The 16334-nt window shown below is 72.9% G+C and carries 17 protein-coding genes; 6 read left to right on the top strand and 11 right to left on the bottom strand.

Annotation, left to right across the window (positions count from 1 at the left end; genetic code table 11):
- Positions 1-104: 104 nt before the first annotated feature.
- The 4 genes from FHY05_RS12550 to gnd are packed head-to-tail and all read right to left on the bottom strand — an operon-like array spanning position 105 to position 3005.
- Positions 105-431, bottom strand: coding sequence for a hypothetical protein (locus FHY05_RS12550; protein WP_183944729.1), 327 nt, complete (start codon positions 429-431; stop codon positions 105-107).
- A gap of 25 nt (positions 432-456) precedes the next feature.
- Entirely contained in the window at positions 457-1209 is a 753-nt protein-coding gene (locus FHY05_RS12545) for an HAD-IIB family hydrolase (RefSeq protein WP_183944728.1), read from the bottom strand.
- Positions 1210-2016 (bottom strand): Cof-type HAD-IIB family hydrolase, encoded by an 807-nt coding sequence (locus tag FHY05_RS12540; RefSeq protein WP_183944727.1) that lies wholly within the window; start codon positions 2014-2016, stop codon positions 1210-1212. It lies immediately after the preceding gene.
- Complete coding sequence (gene gnd / locus FHY05_RS12535; protein ID WP_183944726.1) at positions 2016-3005, bottom strand: phosphogluconate dehydrogenase (NAD(+)-dependent, decarboxylating); 990 nt, start codon at positions 3003-3005, stop codon at positions 2016-2018. The genes FHY05_RS12540 and gnd overlap by 1 nt, the downstream gene beginning before the upstream one ends.
- Before the next feature lie 93 nt (positions 3006-3098).
- Between gnd and wecB the strand changes: the two genes are divergently transcribed.
- Both wecB and FHY05_RS12525 read left to right on the top strand, forming a co-directional pair.
- Entirely contained in the window at positions 3099-4241 is a 1143-nt protein-coding gene (wecB, locus tag FHY05_RS12530) for a non-hydrolyzing UDP-N-acetylglucosamine 2-epimerase (RefSeq protein WP_183944725.1), read from the top strand.
- Positions 4242-4358: 117 nt separating this feature from the next.
- A complete protein-coding gene (locus FHY05_RS12525; protein WP_311732470.1) occupies positions 4359-5138 on the top strand; it encodes a sulfite exporter TauE/SafE family protein in 780 nt (259 codons plus the stop codon).
- A gap of 37 nt (positions 5139-5175) precedes the next feature.
- On the opposite strand, the gene FHY05_RS12520 is transcribed toward FHY05_RS12525, so the two are convergent.
- From FHY05_RS12520 to FHY05_RS12505, 4 genes are all read right to left on the bottom strand, one after another.
- A complete protein-coding gene (locus FHY05_RS12520) occupies positions 5176-5976 on the bottom strand; it encodes a glutaminyl-peptide cyclotransferase (RefSeq protein WP_183944723.1) in 801 nt (266 codons plus the stop codon).
- Positions 5977-6040: 64 nt separating this feature from the next.
- Positions 6041-6382 carry a ferredoxin FdxA gene (gene fdxA, locus FHY05_RS12515; RefSeq protein ID WP_183922656.1) on the bottom strand — a complete coding sequence of 114 codons (342 nt, stop codon included), beginning with the start codon at positions 6380-6382 and terminating at the stop codon, positions 6041-6043.
- 54 nt (positions 6383-6436) lie between these two features.
- A complete protein-coding gene (locus FHY05_RS12510) occupies positions 6437-6727 on the bottom strand; it encodes an RNA-binding S4 domain-containing protein (protein ID WP_183944927.1) in 291 nt (96 codons plus the stop codon).
- A 14-nt stretch (positions 6728-6741) separates the two neighbouring features.
- Positions 6742-9237 carry a helicase-related protein gene (locus FHY05_RS12505; protein WP_183944722.1) on the bottom strand — a complete coding sequence of 832 codons (2496 nt, stop codon included), beginning with the start codon at positions 9235-9237 and terminating at the stop codon, positions 6742-6744.
- A gap of 202 nt (positions 9238-9439) precedes the next feature.
- Between FHY05_RS12505 and FHY05_RS12500 the strand changes: the two genes are divergently transcribed.
- The gene (locus FHY05_RS12500; RefSeq protein ID WP_183944721.1) at positions 9440-10909 is read left to right on the top strand and encodes a M23 family metallopeptidase; all 1470 of its coding nucleotides are present in this window, start codon (positions 9440-9442) and stop codon (positions 10907-10909) included.
- A 17-nt stretch (positions 10910-10926) separates the two neighbouring features.
- On the opposite strand, the gene FHY05_RS12495 is transcribed toward FHY05_RS12500, so the two are convergent.
- A complete protein-coding gene (locus tag FHY05_RS12495) occupies positions 10927-11283 on the bottom strand; it encodes a hypothetical protein (RefSeq protein ID WP_183944720.1) in 357 nt (118 codons plus the stop codon).
- A gap of 129 nt (positions 11284-11412) precedes the next feature.
- Between FHY05_RS12495 and FHY05_RS12490 the strand changes: the two genes are divergently transcribed.
- Positions 11413-12879 (top strand): S41 family peptidase, encoded by a 1467-nt coding sequence (locus FHY05_RS12490; protein ID WP_183944719.1) that lies wholly within the window; start codon positions 11413-11415, stop codon positions 12877-12879.
- Positions 12880-12891: 12 nt separating this feature from the next.
- On the opposite strand, the gene FHY05_RS12485 is transcribed toward FHY05_RS12490, so the two are convergent.
- Both FHY05_RS12485 and FHY05_RS12480 read right to left on the bottom strand, forming a co-directional pair.
- On the bottom strand, positions 12892-13419 hold the full coding sequence (locus FHY05_RS12485) for a DUF177 domain-containing protein (protein WP_183944718.1): 528 nt from the start codon (positions 13417-13419) through the stop codon (positions 12892-12894).
- On the bottom strand, positions 13416-13937 hold the full coding sequence (locus FHY05_RS12480) for a ubiquinol-cytochrome C chaperone family protein (RefSeq protein WP_311732469.1): 522 nt from the start codon (positions 13935-13937) through the stop codon (positions 13416-13418). Before FHY05_RS12480 ends, FHY05_RS12485 begins: the two co-directional genes overlap by 4 nt.
- A 132-nt stretch (positions 13938-14069) precedes the next feature.
- Between FHY05_RS12480 and FHY05_RS12475 the strand changes: the two genes are divergently transcribed.
- Positions 14070-14543: an outer membrane protein assembly factor BamE gene (locus tag FHY05_RS12475; protein ID WP_183944717.1), complete on the top strand. Its 474-nt coding sequence runs from the start codon at positions 14070-14072 to the stop codon at positions 14541-14543.
- 322 nt (positions 14544-14865) lie between these two features.
- Positions 14866-16191, top strand: a complete 1326-nt coding sequence (locus FHY05_RS12470; protein WP_183944716.1) for a glycosyl transferase family protein — start codon at positions 14866-14868, stop codon at positions 16189-16191.
- Positions 16192-16334 lie beyond the last annotated feature (143 nt).

Below are 16334 nucleotides of genomic sequence, written 5' to 3'. Positions count from 1 at the left end.
GCAGGCTGGTTCAGCTCAGCTGGAGAAGGCCGCTCTGTAGCCCACTGCTCTGGTCTTCGCGCGACCGGGGAGCACGGACCGGCTGAGATGAGACAGAGGCTGGCTCACCGCCGCTGGTCCCGGCGGTGCATCGGGCGCCAGCGTACCGCCGCGCAGATCACGGTCGGCCAGAACAAGGTGTTGATCGCGTCGGGGATCGTGTCCCACCAGCGCCACGAGTGATAGTGGAGCCGGTCGAGCACCTCGTTGCCGAGCTCGGCCAGCGCCACCACCGACAGCGGCACGAAGGTGCCGAGCGAGCGCCGCGTCACCAGTCGCGCCAGGATCAGCACCGCCATGCCGGCATGGATGTGCAGCACCGTGTCGGTGGTGCCGGTGCCGTCGCCGATCCACTGGATGGCGCGCGCGTACAGCGCGGGCACGTCGATCATCGCGCGCGTCCCGCGGAGGCCGCGCTCAGCCCTGCTTCTGGCACGCGACGATCGCGGTCACCACGCTGATCGTCTCCTGCGGGTCGCGCACGCGGACGCAGTCCACCCCCGCCTCGTGCGCGGGATAGTCGTTGCCGCCCGGGAAGATCGCGTCGCCGATGAAGAGCATCTCGCCGAGCCGGATGCCGCTCTCCGCCGCCAGCTTGCGCAGGCCGTAACCCTTGTCGACGCCCTCGCGCGTGATGTCGATCGAGGTGGCACCGCCCATGTTGATCGCGAGGCCCGGCAGCCGCTGGCGCAGGTCGGCCTGGATCACCTTGCGCTTGGCGAAATCCGGGTCCCAGGTCTCCTTGGCCTCGAGCGGGGCCTGCTGGCCGAGCGCGGAGAAGGTGATCTGGCTGCCGCGGTCCTCGATCCGCTCGCCCCAGGTCTGCTCGGGGACGAAGCCGGTCGCCTCGAGCGACTGGCCGAACGCATCGATGATCTTCTGCTTCTCGGCGTCGTCGAACAGCTCGGCGTAGATTGTCTTCCACGCGCCATCGCGGTGGACGTACAGCTTGGTGCCGGTGGTCGGCATCAGCCACAGCCGGTCGCGATCGGCGCGCTCGGGCAGGCGGCTCGCCACCTGCTTCTCGAACTGCGGCCAGTCACCGCCCGAGATCACCGCGACGTCGGCGACCGTAAGCAGGTCCGCCAGCGTCTCACCCATGTCGTCCTTGAGCGCCTGTTTGCTGAGCGCGAGGGTACCGTCGAGATCGAAGGCGACGAGCTTCTTCATTCACTGTCTCCGCGGCAGAACAATCGTTTCGATGGCGTGCGCTACGCCATCCTGGTCGTTCGCGCGAGTCACCTCTTGCGCCGCCTGTCTCACCGCCTCGGGCGCGTTGCCCATCGCGATCGGCAGGCCGGCGCGGCGCAGCATCGGCAGGTCGTTGGCCTGGTCGCCGATCGCGGCGGTGTCCTCCAGCGCGACGCCGAGCGCCCGGCTCAGCGCGGCGATGCCGTCGCCCTTGTTGGCGCCCTTGGCGGTGACGTCGAGATAATAGACCTGCGACTGCGCCACGGTGGCGCGGTCACCGATCGCGGTGTGGACGCGCGCGTAGAGCGCGTGGAGCATCGCCTCGTCGTCGCTGACGAAGGTGAGCTTGTCGGCGCGGTCGAGCAACGCGCCGAGGTCCTCGGCCACCACGGGCTCCTGCGCGGAGCTGCGCCGCTCGCTCGTCGTGTGCGGGCCGTCGGGGTCGGTGGCGTACCAGCGGTCGTCGGCGAACAGCCAGGTGTCGACCTCGAACTCGGCCGCGATCGTCAGCGCTTCCCTCGCGACATCGGCGGGAAGCGTCTCGTGATGCACGATCGTGCCGTCGCGACGGAAGACGATGCCGCCGTTGAAGGCGGCGACGTCGCCGTCGAAGCCGAGTTGATCGAGCAGCGGGCGAATGCCCGACATCGGCCGCGCGCTGATCAGCGTGAAGCCGACGCCCTCGTCCTGCAGTCGCTTCACCGCGGCGATCGTCGCCGCGGTGAGCTGCTTCTCCTTGTCGACGAGCGTGCCGTCGACGTCGGACACCAGCAGTCGGACCGGCATTATTGCGGCATCTCGACGTGGCCGCCGAAGCCGAAGCGCATCGCCGACAGCGCCTTCTCGCCGAAGGTGTGCTCGACGCGGCTGCGATAGCGCGCGAACAGGGCGGTGGTGAGGACGTTGACCGGCACGGCTTCCTCCATCGCCGCCTCGATCGTCCACTGGCCCTCGCCCGAGTCGGCGACGTTGCCGCTGAACTTGTCCAGGTGCGGGTCGCTCGCCAGCGCCTGGGCGGTGAGGTCGAGCAGCCAGGACGAGATCACGCTGCCGCGGCGCCACACCTCGGCGATGTCGGCGAGGTTGAGGTCGTAGCGCTCGTCCTCGGGTAGCTTCTCCGACGCCTTCCCCTTGAGCACGTCGAAGCCCTCGGCATAGGCCTGCATCAGGCCATATTCGATGCCGTTGTGGATCATCTTGACGAAATGGCCCGCGCCCGCCGGCCCGGCGTGGATGTAGCCGCGCTCGGCGCGGTCATCGATCCCCTCGGCGCGGCCGCGCGTGCGCTCGATCGAGCCCGCGCCCGGCGCCAGCGCGGAGAAGACCGGGTCGAGGTCGCGCACGACCTGGTCGGGGCCACCGATCATCATGCAATAGCCGCGCTCCAACCCCCAGACGCCGCCCGACGTGCCGACGTCGACGTAGTGGACGTCCTTCTCGGCGAGCGCCTTGGCGCGGCGGATATCGTCCTTGTAGAAGCTATTGCCGCCGTCGATCACGACCTCGCCCGGGCTCGCACCGCCGGCGATCTGCTCGATCACGCCGTCGGTCACCGCGCCGTGCGGCAGCATCACCCACCAGATCGCGGCGGCGCCGCCGTCCTGGCAGCGCGCGCGCGCCTCGTCGAGCGAGGCGGCGGCGATCGCGCCGGCGTCGGCGAGCTTGGCGACCGCGTCGGTGTCGCGGTCATAGGCGACGATCTCATGCCCCGCCTGCATCAGGCGACGCGCCATGTTGCCGCCCATCCGGCCGAGGCCGATCATCACCAGTCGCATTCTGCTACCCTCCTCGCTCGCCGCTGAATCGCGCGGCACGGCCGCTAGGTTCCGCGCCGCAGCATGCCCCACCCCGCGCTACAATGGGAAGACATGCGCAGCGCGCCGCCTATCTTGCTTCTATTCGGCACGCGACCGGAGGCGATCAAGATGGGGCCGGTGGTCGCGGCCCTGCGACGCCGGCCGCGGCTGAAGGTGCGCGTCGCCGTGACCGGGCAGCACCGCGAGCTGCTCGACCACACGCTCGCCGCGCTCGGGCTCGTGCCCGACATCGACCTCGACCTGATGCGCGCCGGCGAACCGCATCGACGGATGCTCGGCGCGATGCTCGACTCGGTGGCCGCGCTGCTCGAGGCGGAGCGGCCGGCGCGCCTGGTGGTGCAGGGCGACACCTCCAGCGCCTGGGCGGGGGCGATGGCGGCGAACCTGTGCGGCGTCCCGCTCGCGCACGTCGAGGCGGGACTGCGGAGCGGCGATCTCGCCGCACCGCGCCCCGAGGAAGGCTGGCGCCGCGCGGTCACCGCGGTGGCCGACTGCCACTTCGCGCCCACCGCGACGGCGGCGGCGGCGCTCGCCGCCGAGAACGTCCCACTGCATGCGATCCACGTCACCGGCAATAGCGGGATCGACTCGCTGCTCGGGATGGCCGCGCAGGTCGCCGCCATCCCGTCGCTCGGGGCAGCGGTGGCGCCGTTCGCCGCCTCGGCGGGCCCGCGGCGCATCGTCACCGTGACGGTGCATCGCCGCGAGAAGGACCCGGCGGCGATGGCGCGGGTGGCGCTAGCCCTGTCCACGCTCGCGCGGCGCGACGACGTCGCCGTCGCGCTGCTCGCGCACCCGGCGCCGCGGACGCGCGCTCTGGCGCGGCTGCTCGCGCGCGAGCGGCGGGTGACGGTGCTGCCGCCGCTCGACTATCCGGCGATGGTGCGGTTGCTGCGCATGAGCCGCCTGCTGCTCACCGACTCGGGCGGCCTGCAGGAGGAGGCGCCCGCGCTCGACCTCCCCGTGCTGGTGCTGCGCGACACCACCGAGCGGCCCGAGGGCGTGGCGGCCGGCTGCGCGCGACTGGTCGGGACCGATCCAGGGCGGATCGTCGCGGCGGCGGAGCGGCTGCTCGACGATCCCGCCGCGCACGCCGCGATGGCCCGCGCCCGCAATCCCTATGGCGACGGCGCCGCCGGCGAACGGATCGCGGCGATCGTGGCGCGGCTGCATGCGGGCGCGGCCCACGCCTGACCCCCGATGCGCCCGCCGCCACGGCCGCCCCAAGCTTTTCTGCGCTTGCCGCGCGCCCCCTCGGCATCGCACATCGGGCGCGATGACGCCGGGACATGCGATGGGGGCACGCGCGACGTGGACTGGCTGAGCACGCTCGCGGGATTTTTCGTCGGCGCGACCGTGGGGCTCACGGGCGTGGGCGGCGGGTCGCTGATGTCGCCGGTGCTGATCCTGCTGTTCGGGGTGGCGCCCGCCACCGCGGTCGGCACCGACCTGTGGTTCGCCGCGCTCACCAAGCTGGTCGGCGGCGCAGTGCATCACCGCCGCGACAATGCCGATTGGACGGTGGTGCGCCGGCTCTGCCTGGGCAGCCTGCCCGCGGTCGCGATCACGCTGTGGTGGCTGTGGAGTCACCACGAGCGCGCGGAGAGCGGCGGGCTGATCGTGCGCGTGCTCGGCGCGACGCTGGTGATCTCGGCGCTGCTCACGCCCTTCCGCGCCGCGCTGGCACGCCGCTTCGCGCGGCGCGAGGGCGCGCGCACCGAGGCGCTGCTGCGCTACCAGCCCGCGCTGACGGTCGCGGCGGGGGCGCTGCTCGGCACGCTGATCACGCTCACCTCGGTCGGTGCGGGCGCGCTGGGGGCGACGCTGCTGCTGCTGCTCTATCCCTTCCGGCTCACCGCCAAGAAGCTGGTGGGGACGGACATCGTCCACGCCGTGCCGGTCGCGCTGCTCGGCGGGATCGGCCACGCGCTGATCGGCAACATCGACCTGCACCTGCTCGCCGCGCTGCTGCTCGGGTCGATCCCCGGCGTGATCCTGGGCGCGCAGCTGACCGACCGGCTGCCGGAGCGGGTCGTCACCCCGGCGCTGGCGCTGGTGCTGCTGATCGTCGGCGTGCGGCTGCTGGCCTGAGCCGCGCTCACGCCCGCAGCGGCGACGCGCGCGATCCTCAGCGCGGCAGCCGGATCTCGAAAAGGGTGGGCCAGCGCTTGCCGGTGACGAAGAGGCGGCGCCCGGCGGCGTCCCAGGCGATGCCGTTGGCGACCGCCTCGGGGTCGCGCGCGCCGACCTCGGCGACGATCGCGCGCAGGTCGATCACCTGGGTGACTCGCCCGCTCGCCGGGTCGATCCGCACGATCATCGGCTGGTGCCAGACGTTGGCGAGGATCGCGCCGTCCACCCACTCGAGCTCGTTGAGCTGGTCGACCGGCTGACCCATGTAGGTCACCTTGAGCGTCCGCTTCACCGCCAGCGTGACCGGATCGTGGAAGGTCAGCGTCGCGCTGCCGTCGGAGCGGATCAGCGCGGTGCGATCGCTCGTCAGCCCCCAGCCCTCGCCGCTGTAGCGCGCCGTGCCGAGCGGCCGCAGCGTCGCCGCCGCCCAGCGATGCGCGATCCCGTCGTGCCAGGTGAGGCTGACGAGCTGGTCCTTCCACGCCGCCAGCCCCTCGCCGAACTGCGCCGGCGGGATGACCGCGCGTCTCACCGCCTTGCCGGTGGCGAGCTCGACGCGGCGGACATCGGAGCGGCCCTCCAGCCCGACACTCTCGTAGAGCGCGCCGCCGTGCCAGATCAGTCCCTCGGTGAAGGCCTCGCGGTCATGCGGGAAGCGTGCGACGACGGTCGGCACCACCACCGGTGGCCGGGCTTCGGCCGCGGCTGGTGCCGCCTGTAGCGCGCGTGCGGCCGGGGCCGCGGCGGCGAGCGGGAGGAGCAGCGCGAGGAGCGCGGAGACGGGCCGGCGGATCATACGCGCAGCGGTACGCCCGCGCGCCGTGACGGGCAACCGCGCTCGCCACCCCGTCCGCCGCGACTCAGTCGCCCTTGCCCGGCTCGGGCGAGAAGAACTTGTCGAACTTGCCGTCCTGGCCCTTGAACGAATCGGCGTCGGGCGGGGTCTGATCGAGCTTGCGCGTGACGTTGGGCCATTGCGCCGAGAAGGTGTTGTTCAGCTCGAGCCACTGCTCCAGCCCGCTCTCGGTGTCGGGCAGGATCGCCTCGGCCGGGCATTCCGGCTCGCACACGCCGCAGTCGATACACTCGGACGGATTGATGACGAGCATGTTCTCGCCCTCGTAGAAACAGTCGACCGGGCAGACCTCCACGCAGTCCATGTACTTGCAGCGGATGCACGCGTCGGTGACGACGTAGGTCATGATCGGGATATCCTCGCTTCTCGCGCGCCGCTTTTGCGCCGCATCACGCCCGCGTCAACGCTCGTCACCGCGTTGCGACCCGTTCTCACCCGCGCCGGCGACCAGTTCCTGGTAGCAGGCCTGCGCCTCGGGCGCGGGCCCGCGCCGTCCCGGCAGCGCCTCCACCCGCAGCACGCGCACGCGCCCGGCGTGGAAGAAGGTGAGGATGTTGCCGACGCGCACCGGCGCATGCGCGCGGTCGATCGCCCGCCCGTCGATGCGCAGCCGGCCGTCGCACGCCAGCGCCTGCGCGACGTCGCGCGTCTTGGCGAGCCGGGTGAACCACAGATAGCGGTCGAGCCGCATCGCCTCGCCCCCGCTCACCGCCGCACCAGCTCGGCGAGAACGGCGAAGGCGTTGTCTGGCGCGGGGCGCGACTCGCGCGCGCGGGTGCGGCCGCGCCAGACATAGAGCGGTGGCCCCTCGGCGCTGACGGACGCGGGGCGGAAGCCGAGCTCGGCCATCAGCCGAGCGATCGTCGCCGGCTCGAGCCCGATCGACACCGCCAGCGCGGGGTCGGGCGCGAAGGGCGCGCGGCCGTCGGCGGCGCGCGCGTCGTGCGCGGCACGCGCGACCCGCTCGACCAGGTCGATCCGCACCGCCTGGGCGCCGAGCGGGCGATAGCCCATCAGCGGCACCGCGCCAGCGCTGCCGCGCGGCAGCGTCGTCGCGCCGGCGCGCGGCAGCGGCGGCGGCGGCGCCCCCGCCGCGGCGAGCAGCGCGCGGCGCCACGCCTGTGCCGCGGGCTTGAGCAGCCGCGGGTCGAACAGGTCGAGCGCGCCGATCGTCACGCCCTGTCGCCGCAGCCAGTGGCGGTCGCCGGCGCTGAGCGACTCGATCGCGGCGCGCAGCGGCAGCCGCTCGGCGAAGCCAGCACCGCTCTCCAGCGCCGCCGCGACGCTGCGCAGCGCCGGGCTCGCCGCGGGCGCGCGCGCCGCCTCCGCCGCCGCCGCGACGCTGCGCAGCGCGCGGCCGATCGCTCCCGCCAGCCAGGCGCGCAACCGCGCCATGATCGAGTCGCGCACCCCGGGATCGAGGCAGTCGAGCGCCGCGTCGAGCGCGAGCTGCGGCCGGGCGAGCGACGCGCCGCGCTTGAGCCGCGCCACCGCCAGCCCGTCCGCCAGGATCACCCCCGAGTCGTCGAGCAAGAAGCCCGAGTCGTCGCGCGCCACCAGCGCGTCGGCGCGACGCCGCCGCTCGGCGCCGAGCCTCTTCTCCGCGGTGGCGAGCAGCAGCCGCTTGTCCGCGGCGGTGGCGTCGGGGGCGACGACGAAGCGGAAGCCCTCCAGCCGCCCGATCGCGTGCGTGTCGATCGTCACCTCGCCCTCGGCGTCGATCGAGACCGGCAGCGCGCCCACGCCGCTGCCGATCTTCTTGGCCAGCGCGGTGGTGCGCTTGTCGACGAAGCGCTGCGTCAGCTTCTCGTGGAGCGCGTCGGACAGCCGCTCCTCCACCGCGAGCGTGCGCGCCGCCCAGTGCGCCGGATCGGCGAGCCAGTCGGGTCGCTGCGCGATATAGGCCCAGCTGCGGATCGCCGCGATCCGCCCCGCGATCGTCTCGACGTCGCCCTCGACGCGGTCGAGCCGCGCCACCTCGTCGGCGAACCACTGGTGCGGCACGTACCCCTGCGCGAGATAGCCGAACACGCGCCCGACGAAGCGCGCGTGCGGGTCGATGCCGAGCTTGGCGAAATCGGGGATGCCGCACGCCGCCCACAGCCGCGCGACGTTGCCGCGCGCGCGGTCACGCACCCCCGCCTCGTCGGCGAGCCGCCTGAGCACGCGCAGGTCGGTCGCCTCGGGCGCGGCGCGCAGCCGCTCGTGCTCGGGGCGACGCGCCAGCGAGGCGAGCAGCGCGTCGATCGAGGAGAGGTCGGGCGTGCCGTCGCGCCAGTAGAGCCAGTCGAGGCGCGGGAAGCGATGTGCCTCGATCGCCGCCACCTCCTCGGGCTCGAACGCCTCCGGCCCTTCCTCGGTGAGCCCGCCGAAGGTGCCGTCGCGCTGGTGGCGCCCGGCGCGGCCCGCGATCTGCGCCATCTCTGCGACGGTGAGGCGGCGGCGCTGCTGACCGTCGAACTTGGACAGGCCGGCGAAGGCGACGTGGCCGACGTCGAGGTTGAGCCCCATGCCGATCGCGTCGGTGGCGACGAGATAGTCGACCTCGCCCGCCTGGAACATCGCCACCTGCGCGTTGCGCGTCCGCGGGCTGAGCGCGCCCATCACCACCGCGGCGCCGCCGCGCAGCCGGCGCAGCATCTCGGCGGTGGCATAGACCTCCTCAGCCGAGAAGGTGACGATCGCGGAGCGCCGCGGCAGCCGCGACAGCTTCTTAGCGCCGGCATAGCTCAGCGTCGAGAAGCGCGGCCGCTCGATGATCTCGGCCTCGGGCACCAGCGCGCGCAGCACCGGGCGGAGCGCCTCGGAGCCGAGGATCATCGTCTCCTCGCGCCCGCGCGCGCGCAGCAGGCGATCGGTGAAGACGTGGCCGCGCTCGCGGTCGGCGCCGAGCTGCGCCTCGTCGAGCGCGACGAAGGCGACGTCGCGCTCGAGTGGCAGGCTCTCCGCGGTGCACAGGAACCAGCGTGCGTCCTTGGGGACGATGCGTTCCTCGCCGGTGATCAGCGCGACCCGCTCCGGCCCCTTGATCGCGACCACCCGGTCGTACACCTCCCGCGCCAGCAGCCGCAGCGGGAAGCCGATCATGCCGCTGGCATGCGCGCACATCCGCTCGATCGCGAGATGCGTCTTGCCGGTGTTGGTCGGACCCAGCACCGCGATCACGCGCGAGCTGTCGTGCGGGCGAGGGGTGAGCGACATGACCCAGACTACATCGGGTCTGTGTCCACCGGATGCAATCGCGCTCAGTCTGCGCCGCGGCCCGCCGCCGGACACGACCGGTCCGCCGCAGCGATCGCGGCGGCGGAGCGCGGTTAATTTGACTTTAGCACCTCTTCTCCACAACGCTGTGACCCAAGCGCCGGGGGGTAGGTCCGGCGCGTGACGGAAGGCGGCGGCCGACGTGTTCTTGCGCGACGATCAGGGGATGGAGCTCGCGGGCGCCGGCGGACGCAGCGGCGGTCGCGCGTTCGGGCGCCAGCTGGTGCCGCTCGCCGAGCGCGGCGCGGTCGACCGCGCCCGTGTGGCGCTGGCGCGCACCGACTGGGTTCCCGATCTCGGCCACGACATCGGCAGCCGCACCTGGTGGCGCGGTCTCGCGACCTGCGCGGCGCTGTGCTGGGGGGCGTGGCAGCTCAACCCCGGCCTGCCCGCGATCACCGGCGACGTCGCCGCGCGGGGCGATCGCGCCAGCCTCGAGGAGGCGCGCACCCAGGGGATCGCGCCGCTCGCGCTCGGCGCCACCACCGGTCGGCGCATGGCGGCGACCGCGCTGGTGCGCCCGCTCGCCGAGACGCCCGAGCGCCCGCAGATCGAGCTCAGCGCCGCGCTGGCCGACGGCGACACGCTGCGCACCGCGCTGCAGCGCGCCGGCGTCGGCGGCGGCGAGGCGGGGCGGATCGCCGGTCTGGTGGGCGATGCGGTGGCGCTCGACTCGCTCAAGCCGGGCACCGTGCTGGCGCTGACGCTCGGCCGCCGCCCGACCAGGTTCCAGCCGCGCCCGCTCGAGCGCCTCGCCTTTCGCGCCGCGTTCGACCTGAACCTGGTGGTACAACGCGCCGGCGACGGCCTGGTGCTCGATCGTCAGTCGATCGCGATCGACCGTACCCCGCTCCACGTCACCGGCACGGTCGGCGCCGGGCTCTACCGCTCGGCGCGCGCCGCGGGCGTGCCGGCGCGCGTGGTGGAGACGTTCATCAAGGCGATCGCGGCGCAGCTGCCGATCGGCCAGCTCGCCAGCGACGATCGCTTCGACATCGTCGCCGATCAGGCGCGCGCCGCGACCGGTGAGGTCGAGGTCGGTCAGCTGCAATATGCCGGGCTGGCGCACGGCCGCCGTCAGCTGCGGCTGGTGCGCTGGGGCGACAAGGATGGCGAGGGCGGGCAGATGCTCGACCCCTCCGGCACGATCGAGCGCCGCGGCGCGATGGGGATGCCGGTGGCGGGTCGGATCACCTCCACCTTCGGGATGCGGATGCACCCGCTGCTCGGCTTCATGCGGATGCACAAGGGCACCGACATCGGCGCGCCCTACGGCAGCCCGATCTACGCCGCGATGGACGGGGTGGTGCAGTTCGCCGGGCGCGCTGGCGGCTACGGCAATTTCATTAAGCTGGCGCACGGCGGCGGGCTCGTCACCGGCTACGGCCACATGAGCCGCTTCGGCGTCGGCCAGGGCGCGCGCGTGCGGCGCGGCCAGGTGATCGGCTACGTCGGCTCGACCGGCATCTCGACCGGGCCGCACCTGCACTGGGAGGTGTGGAAGAACGGCCAGCCGGTCAACCCGCGCACCCTGTCGCTGTCGAGCGTGCAGACGCTGCCCGCGGAGACGATCCGGGCGATGCGCGCCAAGATCGCGCGGCTGATCGGATAAGCGCGCCGGCGGACGGCTCAGCCGGTCGCGCTGCGCCCCGCGATCGCGCGCGCGTCGGTGACGGTGGCCGTGCCCGAGTCGTCCAGCGTGATCAGCCAAGCGGACTGGTCGTCGCAGGTGGCGACCCAGGCCGCCTTGCCCGCCACTGGGTCGGTCGGCACCGAGCGGTCGACCTGCTGGCACGAGCGGCCGGCGTCGCGGATCGCGCGGAACAGCGCGACGTTGCGCTCCTTCTCGTTGAGCGCCTGCATCTTGGCGACATAGTCGCCGCGCGGCGCCGCGGCGGCGGCCTGGTCGGCGGTCTCGCCGCCGCCGCAGCCGGCGAGCGCGAGCAGGACGGGAAGGGCGAGCGGGAGGAGCGGGCGCGCGGTCATGGCGGCACGCTAGCAGATCGCGGCACGATGTCGCCATCCCGGGGCGATCTCCGTCCGCGCCGCGCCGCGCCGCCATATACAAGAGGCGAGCCCCACTATACCAAAGGCGTCGGTTCATAGGAGTAGGTGATGCGTACACCGCGGTGGGTGGGCGCACTCGCGCTGGCAGGGTTGCTGGCGGGGTGCGGCGGCGGCGATGATCGTGGCAGCGCGGTAGGCACGGGCGGAGGATCGGCCGCGGTCGGCGGCGGCACCGGCACCGGCACCGGCGCGACCGGTAGCACCGGCGGTTGCACGCTGCGCGCGCGACAGGACTGGGCCTTCTCGATCCTCAACGAATGGTACCGCTATCCCGAGTTGCTCGCCAGCAACGTCGACCCGGCGAGCTACACGACGCTGGACGGTTACGTCGACGCGCTCACCGCCCCCGCGCGCGCGCAGAACCGTGATCGGTATTTCACCTATGTCACGTCGGCGGCGGCGGACGCGGCCTATTTCGCGTCGGGCAAGACCGCCGGCCTCGGGGTGCGGCTCGCGCTCACCGCGAGCAACCGGCTGTTCGTGCGCGAGGCGTTCGAGGATACGCCCGCCCTCACCGCCGGGATCGATCGCGGCACCGAGATCCTGGCGGTCGGGACGTCCACGACCAACCTCCGCGACATCAGCGACATGATCGCCAAGAACGACTATGACGCGCTCAACGCCGCGTTCGACGATACGACCCCGGGCAGCACGCGCGTGGTGCGCGTCAGCGATGCCGCCGGGACGCGCGTGGTGACGCTCACCACCGCCAATTACTCGCTGGCGCCGGTGTCATCGCGCTACGGCGCCAAGGTGCTCGACTCGGGCGGTCGCAAGGTCGGCTATATCAACCTGCGCACCTTCATCGCCAGCGCCGACGACCAGCTGCGCAGCGCCTTCGCCACCTTCCGCGCGCGGGGCGTGACCGATCTGGTGATCGACCTGCGCTACAACGGCGGCGGTCTCCTCTCCACCGCGGAGACCTTCACCGACCTGCTGGGCGGTGCGCGCTCCACCTCGGACGTGCAGGCGTACACCAGCTATCGTGCGTCCAAATCGAGCCGGGACCGGATCCGCTACTTCCAGCAGGAGGCGCAGGCGATCGCGCCCACCCGCGTCGCCTTCATCGGCACCGGCGCCACCGCCTCGGCGAGCGAATATGTCATCAACGCGCTGATCCCCTACCTGCACGGCGACGTCGCGCTGATCGGCAGCAACACCTATGGCAAGCCGGTCGGTCAGCTACCGTTCGACAATCCGTCGTGCAGCGACGACCGGCTGCTCGCGGTCTCGCTCGCGCTGCAGAATGCGGCGCGGCAGGGCGACTATTTCTACGGCCTCGCCACCAAGGTCGAGGCGAGCTGCCAGGCCGACGACGACGTCTCGCACGCGCTCGGCGACCCGGCGGAGACCTCGCTGCGCACCGCGCTCGACTATATCGCCGGGCGCAGCTGCACGCCGATCGGCACCAGCGCGAGCGTGGGACGCTCGACTCAGCTGTTCGCGCCGGCCAATCGGCCGCTCACCGTCGCACACCCGAACGCCGCGCAGCGCGATCAGCCGGGCCTGTTCTGATCGGCCCTGGCGTCAGTCCTTCGGCGCGGCGAGCTTGGCCCTGAGCCCGGCGAGCGCGCCGAACGGCCCCGCTTCCTCCTCGCTGAGCACGCCTGCCTCGCGCAGCACGGTCTCGGCTCGCGGGCTGCGCGGGAACGGATCGAGCGCGAGCGCCATCGTCTCCGCCGCGGTCTCGCCCAGATCGACGCCGCCTCCGTCGAGCTCGACCGTATCGATCGAGTCGCTGCCGAGCTCGATCTCGTCCTCCTCGCCCGCGCCGGGCGCGACGAAGCGCAAGGCGACGGGCTCGTCGATCGTCGCTGGCAACGGGTCGCTGGTCACCGAGCAGGCCTGCACCACCGCGGCGCGGACGGTGCCGCGCACCAGCACGCCCACGGGATCGCGCCGCACCGCGAACTCGCCCTCGAGCCGCTCGACCGCGACCAGGTCGAAGCGGCGGGCGAGCGCGGCGCGCTCGTCGGGATCGGCCGTCACCGTCACGCGGCGATCCTCGCCGCCGATCGTGTCGAGCCGCTCGATGCGAGAGAATTCGACCGTCACGCCAACCGTCCTTCCATCAGCTCGGCCACGCTCGACGAGTCGAGCCCGCGACGCAGCGCCTTGAGTTCGCCGCGCACATGCGCCAGCGCGTCGGCGCCGGGTGCGACGCCGCGGTAGAGATTGCGCACCAGCGCCGCCTCGAGCACGCCGTCGTCCGGCGCGGCCATGCCGTCGCGATAGGCGCCGAGCCGGCCACCCAACATCCCCATCATCTTGCCGACATGCTTGCCCACGACCATGTCGCCGAAGCCGATCTGGCGCACCTGAGCGTCCATGTCGTCGACGAACCGCTCGGTGAGCCGCACCGAGGCGTCGGTACCGTCGGGCGCCTGTTCGAGCCGGAGCAGCACCATCGCGAGCACCGCGGCGACCATGTCGAAGCGACCGTCCAGCGTGTCCGGCACCGCGCCGTCGAGATACCAATGCGGTCGGCGCGCGCGCGCGACCACCGCGTCGTACAGCGGCAACGCCTCGTCGCGCGGCCCGCGCCGCCGCAGCCACCCACTCAACCAACCCACCTGACGCTCTTCCTCTCGACCATCGGGCGCGGCGCTTGTCTCGCCCCGCACGGCGGCATATTGAGGCGCGAGGCCGCAATGTCCACGCGCGCGTGCCGCGCGGGCGAACGGCTGGGTTTCCGCGGAGTATCGATGCGCCCCCTTCTCCCCCTCGCCCTGGCTGCCGGCGTCCTCGCCGCCGGGTGCACGCCGCTGCGCTCGCACCAGGGTTATATCGTCGACGCCGACCTGGTGAACTCGATCCAGCCTGGGGTCGACAACCGCCAGTCGGTGCTCGCCACGCTCGGCACACCCAGCTTCGCCAGCCAGTTCAACAAGGGCGACTGGTATTATGTGTCGCGCGACAGCCGCAATCTCGCCTTCACGCCGCCCAAGCCGCGCGACCAGCTGACGATGCAGATCAGCTTCGACCAGGCCGGCAACGTGACGGCGGTGCGCAAGTCGGGGATCGACCAGGTCGTCGCGCTCAAGCCCGACGGCAAGACCACGCCGACGCTGGGGCGCAAGCGGGGCTTCTTCCAGGATCTGTTCGGCAATATCGGCACGGTCGGCGCCGCCGGCGCGGGCGGCGGCGGTGGCCCGGGCGGCGGCGGTACGGGCCCCTGAACTCACCGTTCCGGGCTGAGTGTCGCCGGCCGCGCGAACGCCGGAGTGCGTGATCGCACTATAACGAGCCGGTGTGCAGCGACGACGCGACTTGGCCGGCCCTCCCCCGCGGTTCGGCCGCGTCGCCACGAACGCCGCGACGCGGCCAGTACCGGCTTGGGGTCGGCACCGGTCCCGAAAGGGGGAAAGGGACCGCGGCGGCTAACGCGTGCCCCGCCGCTTTGTTCGCGACGGTCAACGCTTTCTCGCGAGCGTTGCCGATCGGCCACAGTTCCGCGACAAAATCTGCCATAGATCAAGCCTCGGCAGCGGCGCCGCGGCGATGACAACGCTCGGACTGCTCGATCACGTCGCGGTGGAGTTCGCGCTGTTCGCCGCCGTCGTGCTCCTCGTCCTCGGCGTGGACGACCTGGTGCTCGACCTGATCGCCGGTGCGGCACGGCGTTCCGACGCGACGATCCGAACGGGCCCGGAGACGCGGCGGCTTCGCTTCGCGGTGCTCATCCCCGCCTGGAGCGAGGCACAGGTGATCGGGGCGATGCTCCGCGCGGCGCTCGCGCGCTACGACCATCCCTCCTATCGCCTCTACGTCGGCTGCTACCGGAACGATCCCGCCACCGCCGTCGCGGTGCGCTCGGTCGCCGATCCCCGCGTCCGCTTGGTGGTGGGAGGCCGTGACGGTCCCACGACGAAGGCGGACTGCCTCAACGCGCTGTGGCACACCCTCGCCCTCGAGCCGGGGTGGCGCCCCGACGCGGTGGTGCTCCACGACGCCGAGGACATGGTCCACCCGCTCGAGCTCCACGCGGCCGAGCAGGCGCTAAGCGGCGCGGCGCTGGTGCAGCTACCGGTGCTGCCGCTGATCGATCCCGCGCGGCGCTGGCTCACCGGCCACTACGCCGACGAATTCGCGGAGACCCACGCGCGCGACCTGGTGGCGCGCGCCGCGCTGGGGGCCGCGCTGCCGCTCGCCGGAGTCGGCTGCGCGATCCGATACGACGCGCTGGAGCGGCTCGCCGCCGCCACCGGCCTGCCGTTCGCGGCCGACAGCCTCACCGAGGACTATGAGCTGGGGCTTCGCGCCGCCGCGCTCGGCCTGGCAGTGCGCTTCATTCGGCCGCGCGACGACACCGGCGCGCTGATCGCGACCCGCGCCTACTTCCCCGACACGCTGGCGGCCGCGGTGCGGCAGAAGGCGCGCTGGATCGGCGGCATCGCTTTGGCCGGCTGGGATCGCACCGGCTGGGGGAGTCGCCGCGTCGCCGAGCGCTGGATGCGTTGGCGCGACCGCCGCGCGCCGCTCGCCGCCGCCGCGGTGGCCACCGGCTATGCCGCGGGGGCGCTCGCCGCGCTGGGTACCGTGGTTCATCGCTGGCGCGGCGACCCGCCGCCCGCGCCGCGCCTCGGCCTCCGCATGCTGCTCGCGATCAACGCGGTGCTGCTCGGCTGGCGGCTGATCGCGCGCGTGCGGCTCACCGCCGCGGCCTATGGCTGGCGCGAGGGGCTGCGGGCGCTGCCGCGGATCGTGGTCGCCAACGCGGTGCTGGTCTTGTCGGCATGGCGCGCACTGCGGCTCCACGTCGCGTCGCTGCGGGGCACGCCGCTCCAGTGGGACAAGACCGTGCACCGCTTCCCGGACCTGCCGTGAAACGGGGCCGCGCGTTGCGCTGCTGGGGCTTGCTGCTCGCGCTATGGGTCGGCCAACGCGCCACGTGGCTGTGGCAGGAGCGGACGCCGCCGCGGCGACCGGCGATGAACGTGGCGGCGGTCGCCGGTCGTCGAGATATACAG

This window comes from Sphingomonas sp. BK580 (genome assembly GCF_014194975.1).
Classification (GTDB): Bacteria; Pseudomonadota; Alphaproteobacteria; order Sphingomonadales; family Sphingomonadaceae; genus Sphingomonas.
The sequence above is the reverse complement of the archived record's forward strand: the minus strand, read 5'-3'. Positions and strand labels throughout refer to the sequence as shown.